Annotated in this window: 13 protein-coding genes; all 13 read right to left on the reverse strand. The window is 39.7% G+C overall.

Annotated elements, in window-relative coordinates; genetic code table 11:
• Positions 1–186 precede the first annotated feature (186 nt).
• On the reverse strand, positions 187–1,386 hold the full coding sequence (locus FC748_RS15000; RefSeq protein WP_193768800.1) for a glycine C-acetyltransferase: 1,200 nt from the start codon (positions 1,384–1,386) through the stop codon (positions 187–189).
• Between the two features lie 227 nt (positions 1,387–1,613).
• The gene (locus FC748_RS15005; RefSeq protein WP_108030649.1) at positions 1,614–2,690 is read right to left on the reverse strand and encodes a nucleotide kinase; all 1,077 of its coding nucleotides are present in this window, start codon (positions 2,688–2,690) and stop codon (positions 1,614–1,616) included.
• A 122-nt stretch (positions 2,691–2,812) separates the two neighbouring features.
• Entirely contained in the window at positions 2,813–3,307 is a 495-nt protein-coding gene (gene ybaK, locus FC748_RS15010) for a Cys-tRNA(Pro) deacylase (RefSeq protein ID WP_108030650.1), read from the reverse strand.
• A gap of 23 nt (positions 3,308–3,330) precedes the next feature.
• Positions 3,331–4,116, reverse strand: coding sequence for a putative metalloprotease CJM1_0395 family protein (locus FC748_RS15015; protein ID WP_108030651.1), 786 nt, complete (start codon positions 4,114–4,116; stop codon positions 3,331–3,333).
• A 348-nt stretch (positions 4,117–4,464) separates the two neighbouring features.
• Positions 4,465–5,037, reverse strand: coding sequence for a VanZ family protein (locus FC748_RS15020; protein WP_025218538.1), 573 nt, complete (start codon positions 5,035–5,037; stop codon positions 4,465–4,467).
• Positions 5,038–5,161: 124 nt separating this feature from the next.
• Complete coding sequence (locus FC748_RS15025; RefSeq protein ID WP_108030652.1) at positions 5,162–6,700, reverse strand: acyl-CoA carboxylase subunit beta; 1,539 nt, start codon at positions 6,698–6,700, stop codon at positions 5,162–5,164.
• A gap of 24 nt (positions 6,701–6,724) precedes the next feature.
• On the reverse strand, positions 6,725–7,510 hold the full coding sequence (locus tag FC748_RS15030) for an enoyl-CoA hydratase (protein ID WP_108030653.1): 786 nt from the start codon (positions 7,508–7,510) through the stop codon (positions 6,725–6,727).
• Positions 7,507–8,424 (reverse strand): hydroxymethylglutaryl-CoA lyase, encoded by a 918-nt coding sequence (locus FC748_RS15035; protein WP_024362796.1) that lies wholly within the window; start codon positions 8,422–8,424, stop codon positions 7,507–7,509. Before FC748_RS15035 ends, FC748_RS15030 begins: the two co-directional genes overlap by 4 nt.
• A 12-nt stretch (positions 8,425–8,436) precedes the next feature.
• A complete protein-coding gene (locus tag FC748_RS15040; protein ID WP_107896025.1) occupies positions 8,437–8,649 on the reverse strand; it encodes an acetyl-CoA carboxylase biotin carboxyl carrier protein subunit in 213 nt (70 codons plus the stop codon).
• A gap of 180 nt (positions 8,650–8,829) precedes the next feature.
• The gene (locus tag FC748_RS15045; RefSeq protein ID WP_108030654.1) at positions 8,830–10,188 is read right to left on the reverse strand and encodes an acetyl-CoA carboxylase biotin carboxylase subunit; all 1,359 of its coding nucleotides are present in this window, start codon (positions 10,186–10,188) and stop codon (positions 8,830–8,832) included.
• 15 nt (positions 10,189–10,203) lie between these two features.
• Positions 10,204–11,844, reverse strand: coding sequence for an AMP-binding protein (locus FC748_RS15050; protein WP_108030655.1), 1,641 nt, complete (start codon positions 11,842–11,844; stop codon positions 10,204–10,206).
• A gap of 31 nt (positions 11,845–11,875) precedes the next feature.
• On the reverse strand, positions 11,876–13,018 hold the full coding sequence (locus tag FC748_RS15055) for an acyl-CoA dehydrogenase (RefSeq protein WP_024362792.1): 1,143 nt from the start codon (positions 13,016–13,018) through the stop codon (positions 11,876–11,878).
• Between the two features lie 88 nt (positions 13,019–13,106).
• Complete coding sequence (locus FC748_RS15060; protein ID WP_024362791.1) at positions 13,107–13,757, reverse strand: TetR/AcrR family transcriptional regulator; 651 nt, start codon at positions 13,755–13,757, stop codon at positions 13,107–13,109.
• Positions 13,758–13,996: the final 239 nt, after the last annotated feature.

Here is a 13,996-nt window from a genome sequence, read left to right on the forward strand (position 1 = left end):
TTTTATAGAATAGTTTGAATTATGTTATTTGTCAATCTCTTTCGACAATAAGCTTATCCCTCAATATCTAATTTCCGTTTAAAACGATGAATATTGAGCAATATCTCGAAATTTCACAGTAAAACTAACAATGCAAGAAAAAAAAGAGCACTATTGTTCAAATTGAACAATAGCGCTCTGTCTTTATTATTTAATTACACCTAGTTCACGACCTATTTTTTCGTAAATCGCCAATGCATTGTCTAGCATTTCTTTTGTATGAGCCGCTGTCGGCATATTACGGACACGCCCAGTGCCTTTTGGAACAGTTGGGAAAACGATAGATTTTGCATAAACGCCTTCCTCAAATAAACGACGTGAGAACGCTTGGGTTAGCTTTTCATCCCCAATAATACATGGTGTAATCGGTGTTTCAGAGTCACCAATATTGAAGCCTAACTTCGCTAATCCTGCTTTTAAGTAGTCGCCATTTTCCCATAGCTTATCATGTAGCTCTGTTGAGTCAATAAGCATTTGCACTGCTGCTGTAATGGCCGCAACATCGCCTGGTGGTAATGCCGTTGAGAATAAAAATGGACGAGAACGTACTTTCAGCCAGTCAATTAAATTTTTCTTACCAGCTACATAACCACCGACTACACCAATTGCCTTTGACAACGTGCCGATTTGGAAGTCGATTTCTTTTTCAAGCCCGAAATGTTTTACCGTACCTTTGCCTTTGCCTGTCACACCTGAACCATGTGCATCATCGACATACGTAATTAAATCAAATTCCTTGGCAATTTCTACGATTTCAGGCAGTTTGGCAATATCCCCATCCATTGAGAATACGCCATCTGTAATGACCATCACTTTATTATACAAACCTGATTCTGTCGCTTCTTTTGCCTTTGCGCGTAAATCCTCCATATCCGAGTGATTGTAGGCAATAATTTTCGCGCGCGATAAGCGACATCCATCAATAATCGACGCATGGTTTAATTGATCTGATAAAATCGCATCGTTTTTATCCATAACAGCTGAAATAGCCGCCATATTACAGTTGAAGCCCGATTGATAGGAAATCGCCGCTTCCGTTCCTTTAAATTCAGCGAGCTTTTCTTCTAATTTAACGTGTAGATCGAGCGTGCCGTTAATTGTACGAACAGCCCCTGCGCCTACACCATATTGTTCTGTTGCTTCTTTAGCAATTCGCTTTAATTGCTCATTTGTTGCTAAGCCGAGATAGTTATTAGAGGAAAGATTGATGAGATGCTGACCTCGAACCTGAATAATTGGTCCATTTGCGCCTTCTACTGCGTCAATTTCATTGTATAAGCCTTGATCTCGTAAGGCTTGTAAGTTTTCATCTAAAAATGCGTTTAGTACTTTAGACAAGAGTATCATCCTTTCTACAATTCATTTCTTCTCGGCGTCATAATATTCGGATTTTAGTACATGCATGCATTGTAAAATCCAAGGCTTCAGCCAGAGGCATTCTCTTCATTTAGCTGGCTTTTGAACATCTTTGCAACTAAGGGGTCACTTGCATCGATATTTCTTGAGCAATTAGCTATTAATTGAAGATCGACTAGTCTACCCATAGTGTAGCATAAGCGTGCAATTAGAATAAATTACTTTGCTAATCTTTCAAATAAAGGTGCTGTTTTTTCACGCCATATCGCAGTCGATACACAATGATCCATTAGCTGGCGAATCGTTTTCTCCGCTTCAGCATAACGCGTCGTATAGCCAATTGCATCTTGCATGGCGCTTTTATATTTCACACGGATATCTTCAATTTGAGCTTCGGCTTGCTCTGATAGCTTACAATGCTGACCCATATCAAAAATTTCATCGCCTAATCTTCCATCCTGTGGATTAAATACATGCGGTTCTGTGCTATCAAATATACAAAAATTTAATTCTGGTATGATGACCATATCCACTGATCCAGCATCTAAGCCACACCAAACAATTTGTGCATCTAATCCCCTTGCATTTGCTTCATCAGCCAATCCTTTCATTAATGAAGATTTACCTGTACCGGGCTTCCCTTTAATCATCAATCGTCTTGTTAAATTTTTTGTCATGCTGTCTACTGTATTTTCTGCTCCACGAGGTGTAAGTGTTCCTAATAATCGGTGTGTACGTCGGCCTGTTTTATTTAACACGATGGATTGAAAAATAGTTGACTTTAAACGGGCAACTTGTTCATCTAACGCTTGCCAATCCATGCAACTTTGCGTGACTACTTCCCAGTCATCATGTATTTTTTTTGCAATTTCAAGCATTGTAATACACTTCTCACGCCACAAATCTCGCTCTTTTATCGCAGCAGCCAACTTTTCACCTATTTTTTCAAGCTGTTGTTCTTCTAGGCAATCATAAAAGGACAGCACGCGATGCTTCGTACCAAGTAAAGTTGGTTCAATGCCCCATGTTGAAGTCCAAATAAAAAGTCGATTACAACCTCTAACAAATACTCCCTCTATTACGTTCTCTAACAATGCGTGTTGAAACCACTCTACTGCAAAGCCCTGTTTTACATAAAAATAACCAAGCTCCTTCAGAAGCTCTGACCCTTTAAACGTTGATGCGCCTTGCAGAACGTAAACAAGTTCTGCTTCGTCCATCATTTCTTTATATAAATGTTTGATTCCTTGCCCTGTAAGTGCGTGTCCAAAATAGTAGGTCACATTTCCGTTCAATGTCGCTCCTCCTTTTTTTATGCCATGACAGTATATGAACTATCACAGAAAAAAATGAAAGGGAGCTAGCTCTAATTGTATGAGAATTGTGTGAGTGCCTGACACTAAAAAACTATCCAAGATTATTCTTGGATAGTTGTAATTGGTGCCAGTTGCGCCTTTGTTACGGCGAGTAAATCATCTAGTTGTATATGCATTTGCATGCCGATTTTTCCTGCACTTACAATAATACTTCCTTGCTCCCGTGCAGATGCATCCACAACCGTCGGATACAGTTTTTTCATGCCGACAGGTGAGCAGCCACCACGAATATAGCCTGTATAACCTAGAAGCTCCTTTACTGCTAGCATCTCAATCTTCTTCTCTCCAACTACTTTAGCCGCAGCTTTTAAATCCAATTCTTCCGCAACTGGAATGACAAAAACAAATAGCTGTTGAGCGCTTGCCTTTGCGACTAATGTTTTAAAGACACAGGACACAGGATGACCAATTTTTTCAGCCACTGAAACCCCATCTACTTGACCATCACCTGTTTCGTATTCCAATACATCAAATTGTATTTTTTGCTGCTCTAATAGTCTAATCGCATTTGTTTTCGTATGCTTTCCCTTTGCCACAGTCAATTCCCCTATCTACACCATTAAGCTGTCATTGAAAACAACGCGTTATCCCCAAAAAGATAACCGTTTTTAGCCATTTTAATGTGTGCTGCATATGTTGCAGACGCCAGTTTAAATGTTCGTGCCTTCAACGCCTCTTCATAACTCTTACCGAAAATTGTATCTGCAAATGGGTCCAATTTCAATGCCTTCGCAAATCGCTCTGGCACCTTTACATCTACCATTTCCGTAACATAAGCTGGTTCTAGAGGCGCTTCTTCCAGCTCTAGTCCATTTAACATTGCCTGAATTTGTTGTATTTGAGTATCTGCACTATCCGCTACACGTAAATCCTGTGAAGATGGGGCAGTTGGCGCAAGTGCAGCACTTCGAACCTGCTGTAAAATTTGCAACGTATCAACATCACCACTATCTTTATCAAGTGCAACAATCGATGAATCGTCTAATGCTATAGATCCCTCAGCATTCACTTCTGAAGGCAATAACGAGTCATCAGCCTCACCGCCAACTGCTTTATAAGCTTGCTCATGTGCTCTTACACTTTTCTCTGCTTGTTGTAAGTCTTGAATCATAGCTTGTTGTTGTGGCGTTACATCTTTCGCTTCTTCTTTATGTTGCTCATATAAATCTTGATCTGTGCGTCCTAATAAAAGATTTTCGAGCTCTTGCAAAATGGGATTTTTTTTCGGTTGGAAATACTGTGCATTTTTACGATAAGCATCACCAGCCTCTTTACGCTGAAGAATCTTTTTTCGATTATAAAAGGCTGATTGTCTTTCTTGTTCTATTACATTTGATAGTTTCATAATATCACCTCGACTTTCTTTTTTAATATGCAAGTTACATCGTAAATATGAACAATTCACTCATAACGATTTTTATTCGAACAAAAGCATTCTGTACTCTTATTATCGGAATTTTCCATTATAAATTCAAGTACAAATTGATACTAACCTCCTAAAGAAACAATAATCCAATTATCATATAGGTAAAAAGACACTACATAAATCCATTTTTTCAGTGAACATTCCATTTCTTTATTACTTTATAATTTAGTTTCAATAAATTTTATCACTTTAAACACGTGGTAAATAGTGTAAACGTAACAATAAAAAACAGCCCATACATAAACGGACTGTTTTTTCTCTTCTTTTTTAAACGTTTCTTTTTGGAAAAATGAGAATACATTTGTAAGCTAAGTATCCAAACCAAGCGCCTAGCGTATTTAAAATCAAGTCATCGACATCCGCAGAACCTACCCTGAATATAAACTGGACTGTTTCCACAGCCAGGCTTGAGAAAAAGCCTGCGCAAACTACAATCCACACCTTCCGAAAGCGCTTTGATAGTAATGGTAACAAAAAGCCCATCGGTGTAAATATTAACAAATTGCCTAATAAGTTTAGGATAATTAAATCTAAATTAAAATATTGGGAGTAGTTGATATAACGTAAAATCGTTTCAAACGGTATAAAATTTGTCGTTACGCGCCAGCTACTATAATCAAATAAACCAATTTCACTTAAAGAATTTTCGCCTCGGAACAAACTAACACTGACATTCACTAAGCGATTAATGACTAATTTGTAAAAGGCGATAAATGTGTAAAAGCTGAAAAATACCCAGCCTATTACTTTAAGCTGTATGTAATACGTATCAATCCACGCGCGATATGGTAATGGTAGCTTGGCATCATCTTGAATACTAGGTATATTATTTTTTACCATGCTAATTCACCCACTTCCTCTTATCCATCCCATATTTTAATATGTCTGACCATCTCCATGCAAGAGGTGAAATATATCAAAAAATGCACACCAGCATGAACTGGGTGCATTTAAGTAAATCCTCTTAGACAGGATTTACACCATGTTTTCGTTGTGAAAATAACAAGTATTTTGACATATACAACTCCAAACGTGTTTCAAGTGCTCTACGTAAGTCATTCGGCTCAATGACATCATCAATAATTAGCTCAGAAGCTAAGCGATAAATGTCAATTTCCTCTTGATACTCTTTCCGTTTTTCCGCAATAAAGCTAGCTTGTTCTTCTTTTGGCAATTCAGCAATTTTATTGGCATATACTGCATTTATCGCTGCCTCTGGACCCATAACCGCAATTTGTGCGCTCGATAAGGCAATACAACAATCCGGTTCAAAGGCTGGGCCTGCCATAGCATAGAGTCCCGCGCCATACGCCTTGCGAACAATTACAGTTAGCTTTGGTACAGTTGCCTCACTCATGGCAAAAATCATTTTGGCACCATGACGGATAATACCCGCCTTTTCAACTTGTGTGCCAATCATAAAGCCAGGCACATCTACGAGGAAAATAAGCGGTATATTAAAAGCATCACATAACGAAATAAATTTTGCCGCTTTATCTGCCGAATCGTGGAACAATACGCCACCCTTCACACGTGGTTGGTTAGCTATAATCCCTACTGATTGTCCATTAATGCGCCCAAGCCCTGTTATTAATTCTGAAGCAAATAATTTCTTTATTTCACAAAATGAATCTTCATCAATCAATCGATCAATTAACTGATACATATCAAACGGCGAGTTCTGATTTTTAGGTATTAAGTCTTCAATTGATTTTTCAAAAGAAGCTGGTGGCTTTGGTGCTTCAACTTTGCTACGCTCAGCATAGTTATTTGGAAAATAGCTCAAGTATTTACGAGCATAAGCAATCGCTTCCTGCTCTGTTTTTACAAGCACGTCCCCACAGCCAGATACGGAACAGTGCATTTTCGCGCCACCCATTGTCTCTAAATCTACCTTTTCACCAATCACCATTTCCGCCATACGCGGTGACCCTAAATACATGGAAGCATTACCTTCCACCATCACCACAATATCAGAAAATGCAGGAATATAAGCGCCACCTGCTGCTGAAGGCCCAAACAACAAGCAAATTTGTGGCACTTTACCAGAAAGCTTCACCTGATTGTAGAAAATACGGCCTGCGCCACGACGCCCTGGGAACATCTCTAGTTGGTCTGTAATACGCGCACCTGCCGAATCGACTAAATAAAATAATGGACAATTTAGCTTCTCTGCCGTTTCTTGAATACGAATCATTTTTTCGACAGTTCGTTTTCCCCAAGATCCAGCTTTAATGGTTGAATCATTGGCTAACACACATACTGTACGACCATGGATTTTACCAATACCCGTAATGACACCATCTGCCGGTAAATCACCTGCTAAACAGTTTGCGTACAGGCCATCCTCTGATTGAAGTCCATCATCTAATAATAATTCCAAGCGCTCTCGGACAAATAGCTTGCCTTGTTGTGCATTTTTATCGTGATATTTTGGCAAACCCCCTGCTAAAATTTGATCTTTCATCGCATTGGATGTTTTTTCTGTAGAGATATTACTCATGTTCCATTCCCCCTTTGCAGTCCATTACTTCCCTAAGTATTGCGGTGCTCTTTTTTCTTGGAATGCTTGTAAGCCCTCCAAACGATCTTCAGTTGGAATAAGTGCACTATAGGCCAGTGATTCAATTTTCAAGCCTGTAGCCAAATCTACTTCCATCCCATTATTGATAGCATTTTTTGCCTGAATCAATGATAGCGGCGCATTTTTCGCCATATCCAGTGCAAGTTGAAGCGCTCTTTCCTGCACTTCATGCCCCTCATAGACATATTCCACAATACCAAAACGCTGTGCTTCCACGGCATCGATTCGACGTGCTGTATAAATGAGTTCCTTTGCTTTTCCAATGCCGATAAGTCGCGGTAAGCGCTGTGTTCCTCCTGCCCCAGGAATAATACCAAGAGAGGTTTCAGTAAGTCCCACTTTTGTATGTGTAGCTGCTACCCGTAAATCGCAAGCTAAAGCAAGTTCTAGCCCGCCCCCAAATGCAACGCCATTTAACACGGCAATCACAGGTTGCGCCAATGCTTCAACTTTAGCAATTGTTGTGCCGATTTGTTGCACAATTTGTTTTACTTGTCGGTCGGACATACCATTGCGTTCTTTTAAATCAGCACCTGCACAAAACGCCTTTTCTCCTGCACCTGTTAGTAAAACAACCCGCACTACTGGATCAGCATTTATTTTATCTAGTGTCGCACTAAGGTCGTTTAGTAATTGTACAGACATGGCATTTGCAGCTTCGGGTCTAGAAAGTGTAATAAGCCCGATATTACCTGGTAATACATCAAATTGAACGAGCTGTTGTGTCACGTGACATTCGCACTCCCTTCATTACGAACAATTGCCATTTGCTTAGATGCAACGTCCTTCCCTAGCCTCTGTTCGATAAATCGTACAGCATCTAGCAACTTTTCCATGTTAACGCTGGTTGCTATGCCCATGCCGTCTAATAGATACAGCAAATCTTCTGTGGCAACATTGCCGGTTGCCCCTTTTGCATAAGGACAACCTCCTAAACCACCAAGGGAACTATCAAATTTTGTAATCCCCATTTCTAAGGATTTCGTAATATTGGCAAGTGCTGTACCACGCGTATCATGAAAATGCATGGCAAATTTTTCAACCGGATATCTCTTTAACAGCTCTTCTAAAAGATACTCAACTTGTGTCGGTACGCCGACGCCAATTGTATCCCCTAGCGATATTTCATCAACGCCCATTTCTAATAATTTGTCTGTAACTTGTAAAACCTTTTCTGGGTGTATGTAACCCTCGTAAGGGCAACCAATTACTGTTGAGATGTAACCGCGTACGTGCTTGTTTGCAGCCTTTGCCCCAATAACTACTTCCTTTAAAATCGGCAATGTTTCAAGTATCGTTTTGTTAATATTTTTTTGGTTATGACTTTCACTTGCCGACATAAAAATGCTTGCTTCATCAATACCCGCTTGCAATGCACGTTCTAGTCCTCGCATATTCGGCACAAGGGCTGCGTACGTTATATCTTTTTCTCGTTTAATCGCTTGCAACACTTCTACCGCATCTGCCAATTGTGGAATCCACTTCGGATGAACGAAAGACGTTACTTCTATATAATTTAATCCCGACTGACTAAGTAAATTGACTAGCTGTATTTTATCTTCAGTTGCGATGTGTACCTTTTCATTTTGCAGGCCATCACGAGGACCAACTTCCTTCAACGTAACATGCTTCGGTAATTGCATAGAAATGCCTCCCTATTCAATTTCTAAAATATCATCATCTACGTTAATAAAATCGCCCTCATTCGCGATGATTTTTGTGACAATGCCATCCTCTTCAGCGGCAATCGGAATCTCCATTTTCATCGACTCTAAAATCGCAACATCTTGCCCAGCTGTCACCTTTTCTCCTTCTGCCACTACGATTTTCCATACTGTTCCTGCCATGCTTGCTTTTACTGTTGCCATATTAACCCCTCCAAATTGTTAATGACTGTATTTAAGTGCTTAAATCACACTTACATCCATACATTGATTATCATTTTGTAACGCACGCTTACTCAATCTACGCTTTGCATAAGCTACTCAGTATGAAAACATCTTTTCGTCATCTCGTACTTTAAAGCACACATGACGAATGCTCATATCTTATTTTGTTTCTGTTAATTGTGGTAAATAGAATTCCTCGACAAATTTTGTTGTTGTATGCCCTTGTAAAAATTGCTCGTGACTGACAGTTTTCAAAAGCATCGGTATATTTGTTTGAATTCCTTCAATTTTATATTCTTTTAGTGCCTGTATAAGGCGTTGACATGCAATTGTCCGCGTATCTCCCCAAACGATTAATTTACTAATCATTGGATCATAGAAAGGAGTTACCGTTGTGCCTGCTTCTACACCGCATTCATGTCGAATGCCTTCACCTATTGGCAATACCAGTTCTGTAATTTTGCCTGGAGACGGGAAAAACGTTGTAGGGTTTTCTGCATAAATTCGTACTTCAATGGCATGCCCCTGTTTATCAATGCTGTCACGCGTAAAGCTCACTGACTGTCCCGCAGCTACTTTCAATTGCTCTTCCACAAGATCTAGTTTTGTTATTTCTTCTGTGACGGGATGCTCGACTTGCAAGCGTGTATTCATCTCTAAGAAATAAAAATTTTGCTCTGCATCGACTAAATATTCAATTGTTCCTGCATTGATATAACCGATGTGCTTCGCCGCCTGTACAGAAGCTTCTAACATCCTTGCTCTCGTCTCTTCAGAGATGAATGGAGAGGGAGCTTCCTCCACCACTTTTTGATTGCGTCGTTGAATGGAGCATTCTCGTTCAAACAACGGAACGACATTGCCTTTGCTATCTGCAATAATTTGCACTTCCACATGATGTGGATTCGCAATAAAACGTTCCATATACATCGTGCCATCACCGAAAAATGATTGTGCACGTTTCTGATTACCCTCGAATGCTTTTGCGAGCTCTTCTGCATCTGCCACCAGTTGCATGCCGATGCCACCACCACCAGCAGAGGCTTTAAGCATAATGGGATAACCTAAGCGTGCAGCGATTTCAACTGCTTCTGTTACATCTTTAACAGGCGCTTCTACCCCTTCTACAATCGGTACACCCGCAGCTTTCATCGTTTTACGCGCTTCTAATTTACTGCCCATTGACGCAATCACAGTTGCACTTGGTCCAATAAATACGAGTCCTGCCTCCGTACAACGTTTGGCAAAATCAGCGTTCTCTGATAGTAAGCCATACCCTGGATGTATGGCATCAGCACCGCTTTCCTTGGCGATTTCAAGAATGCGTTCAATATTTAAATAGCTTTGTACAACAGGTGGTTTACCTACGCAGTATGCTTCGTCCGCATCTTTGACGTGTAAACTTTCTGCATCCGCCTCGGAATAGATCGCAACCGTTAGAATATTTAATCGCTTACATGTGCGTATAACCCGTCTAGCAATTTCACCACGGTTGGCAATTAATACTTTTTTAAACATTATGTTGCCCCCTTCCTATTTCACCTTCACTGCTGCCAAAAATTCTTCGCGTAGCTTAAATTTCTGTACTTTTCCTGAAGCAGTCATTGGGTAGCTATCGATAAAGAAAATATGTCTTGGAATTTTATGTTTAGAAATTTTATCGCGACAAAATGCTCGAATTTCTTCTTCTGTCGCCTGTTCCCCTTCTCGTAAAATAATCCATGCTGCCGCTTCTTCTCCATACTTAGGATCGGGAACACCAGCGACCTGCACATCTTCAATTTTTGGGAACGTGTATAGAAATTCTTCAATTTCACGTGGATATAAATTTTCTCCACCACGAATAATCATGTCCTTCAAACGACCTGTTACTCTGACATAACCATCCTCATCCATCGTCGCTAAATCACCCGTATGCAGCCAACCGTCTTGATCGATTGCAAGTTGGGTTTCTTCTTGGTTGTTATAATAGCCTTTCATCACATGGTAGCCTCTTGTACAAAGCTCACCTTGCTCGTTTATCGGCGCTTCCACATCTGTACCAGGAACAACAATTTTAACTTCTAGATTTGGTAATGCTCGACCTACTGTCTCTACTTTTAAATGGAATGGATCATCTGCTCGTGTTTGTGTAATAACAGGTGAAGATTCCGTTTGACCATAACAAATGGTTATGTCAGTCATCCCCATTTTTTCGATGACCGCTTTCATGACTTCGATTGGGCAATTAGAGCCTGCCATTACGCCCGTACGCAATGTCGATAAGTCGTATGACGAAAAATTCTGCAAATTCAATTCACTTATAAACATTGTTGGTACACCGTGTAATGCTGTACATTTCTCTTTTTCAACTGTTCGTAACACTTCCGCAGGTGTGTATTCTTGCACTGGGATCATTGTTCCACCACTTGTCGTAATGGCTAGTGTACCGATGACACAGCCGAAACAATGGAAAAATGGCACAGGAATACATAAACGATCTGCTGAAGTTAGACGCATACATTCAGCGATGTTAACGGCATTATTAACTAGGTTGTAATGTGTTAACATAACACCTTTTGGAAAACCCGTTGTACCTGAAGTATATTGAATATTAATGACATCATCATAATGTAATGAAGCCTGTATTTGATCTAATTGTTGCTCTGTTACTTGCTTTGCAGATGTCAATACATCTGACCAATTCAGGACACCTGGGTACTTTGTCTCGCCAATTAAAATAACATTTTTTAATAGAGGTAGTCGCTTCGATTGCAAATTACCTGGTTCACAATGTTCAAGCTCAGGACATATTTCTTGGAGTGTATGAATAAAAGAATGGTCACGAAAATTTTCGATTAAAATAATCGTCTTTGCATCGGATTGTCTTAGTAAATATTCCAGTTCATGGGCACGATAATTGGTGTTAACAGTGACAATTGGCGCACCCATTTTTCCTGTACCAAACTGTAACTGTACCCACTCTGGAACATTTGTTGTCCACACGGCAATATGGTCTCCTTTTTCAATTCCAAGGGCCAGTAACCCCCTTGCCACTAAACGACTTTGCTGGTTTAACTCCTCATAAGTCAACCGCAAGTCTCTGTCTGCATACACTAGCGCTTCATGTTTAGGATATTTTTTAGCCTGTTCATCGAGCAATTGACCAATTGTTTGATACACAAGTTCTGCCATGAAAATCCCCCTTCAATATGCTATTTAATTTTTAACAGCCAATTAGACGAGAAATAACGAGACGTTGAATTTCAGATGTTCCTTCACCGATTTCCATTAACTTAATATCACGCAAATGACGTTCTACATCATATTCCTTCATATAACCTGAACCACCATGAATTTGAATGGCTTGATTACAAGTACGGAAGCCCATCTCAGAAGCAAATAATTTCGCCATCGCTGCCTCTTTAGCAAATGGTTTTTTCTGATCTTTAAGCCACGCTGCTTTATGTACTAGCGTACGAGCTAGCTCAATTTCCATTGCCATATCTGCCAACTTAAACTGTATTGCTTGAAACTTGGCGATTGGTGCCCCAAACTGCTCTCGTTCATTGGCATACTTTAATGCTTTTTCATATGCAGATTGTGCAATGCCGACTGATAGCGCAGCTATGGAAATACGGCCACCATCCAATGTATTTAAAAATTGACTGAATCCACGTTTTTCGTCCCCTAATAAATTCGTTCTTGGTACGCGAACATTTTGCAAAATAATTTCACAAGTATTGGAACCACGCACACCCATCTTGTCATAATTACAATTGATTGTGACACCAGGCGTATTCGTTGGCACAATAATGGATGAAATGATTTTTTTGCCATCTTCACGTTTACCTGTTACTGCCGTGACAATAATTTGGCGCGCATGACCTGCATTGGTAATCCAGCATTTTTCTCCGTTAATAACGTAATCATCACCATCTATAACTGCTGTTGTACGGGTACCGCCAGCATCAGACCCCGCATTAGGTTCCGTTAAGCCGAAAGCACCTAATGTTTCCCCTTTCGCTAAAGGAACAAGCCATTCACGCTTTTGCTCTTCCGTACCAAAATTATAAATAGGAGCGGCGCCTAAACTTACTGCTGCTGCATAGCTTAAACCCGTACCACCACACGCACGTCCAATTTCTTCAACAGCTATTGCATAGGAAACCGTGTCTCCTCCAGAACCACCATATTCCTCTGGAAACGGGATACCTAATAAGCCTAGCTCAGCCATTTTTTCAAAGCTTTCTATTCTCATTGTTGATGTCTCGTCGACTTCACGAGCATAAGGTTTAATCTCTTTCTCTGCAAAATCACGTACCATGTCTCGAATCATCGCTTGCTCTTTCGTTAGTTCAAAGTTCATTCCCATTTCCCCCTAATATCCAATTTGCCATAGCGGAATTCATTCAGACGACAGTTACACAATATTTAGACCGACTAGTCGGTCTGTACTAAACATTAATAAAACCAGCTTGTTCTTCTGGCTTCATCTTTACCATAAATTGAGTTGCTTCTTCCATAGCTTGGTCTGTCACAATTGCTCGTAATATCATATCTGTAAATACTTCTGTAATTTCCTCCATTGTTAACGGACCCGTTTGTTTAAACCACATATATGTCCAGTTAATCATCCCTACAATGGCCATTGTTACAATTGTACAAGGCAATTCAGCACGAAAATCCTTTGTCTGTTGCCCTTCTTCAATCACCTTTTGTAAAATATCCCGATATTGGTCCCGCTTCTTATGAATGATTGCACTATATTCTTCTGATAAAGAACGGCTTTCCTCATAAAATACGGTAATATGAGATTGGTATACATCAAACACTTGGGTTAACGTTTGAAGCATTGCACATAAGCGTTTAATCGGTGTATCGTATTTGTCATAAGCTTCCTGTGACTGTTTAATCACATAGGAAATAAACACGTCATGAACCTCATACAACAGTTCATCTTTCGATTTAAAATTATGATAAAACCCACCTTTTGATGCGCCAATATACTCCACAATGCGTTCAACTGTTACATTGTGATAGCCATCTTGCTGAAACAGTACTACAGAAGCATCTACAATTCTTTGTTTTAACGTTTTTTTTACCATAGGCATCTATCATCCTTCTTTTATAACACTTACCCCTTTGTTCCCTATAACTAGGACTAACATTTTCTTAATTTTCCTAATTATAAAAACTATGACACTCTAAATATAGCATCACAAAAAATCACTGTCTAGTTTAAAAAAGAATTTTAATGACATTAAAAAGAAAATAAACTACATTAAACAGAATAAAATAATGTACCACTTTCACAAAACACATACAATAACTGTATGCACACCAT

Source organism: Lysinibacillus sphaericus (assembly GCF_005217585.1).
Taxonomy (GTDB): Bacteria; Bacillota; Bacilli; order Bacillales_A; family Planococcaceae; genus Lysinibacillus; species Lysinibacillus sphaericus.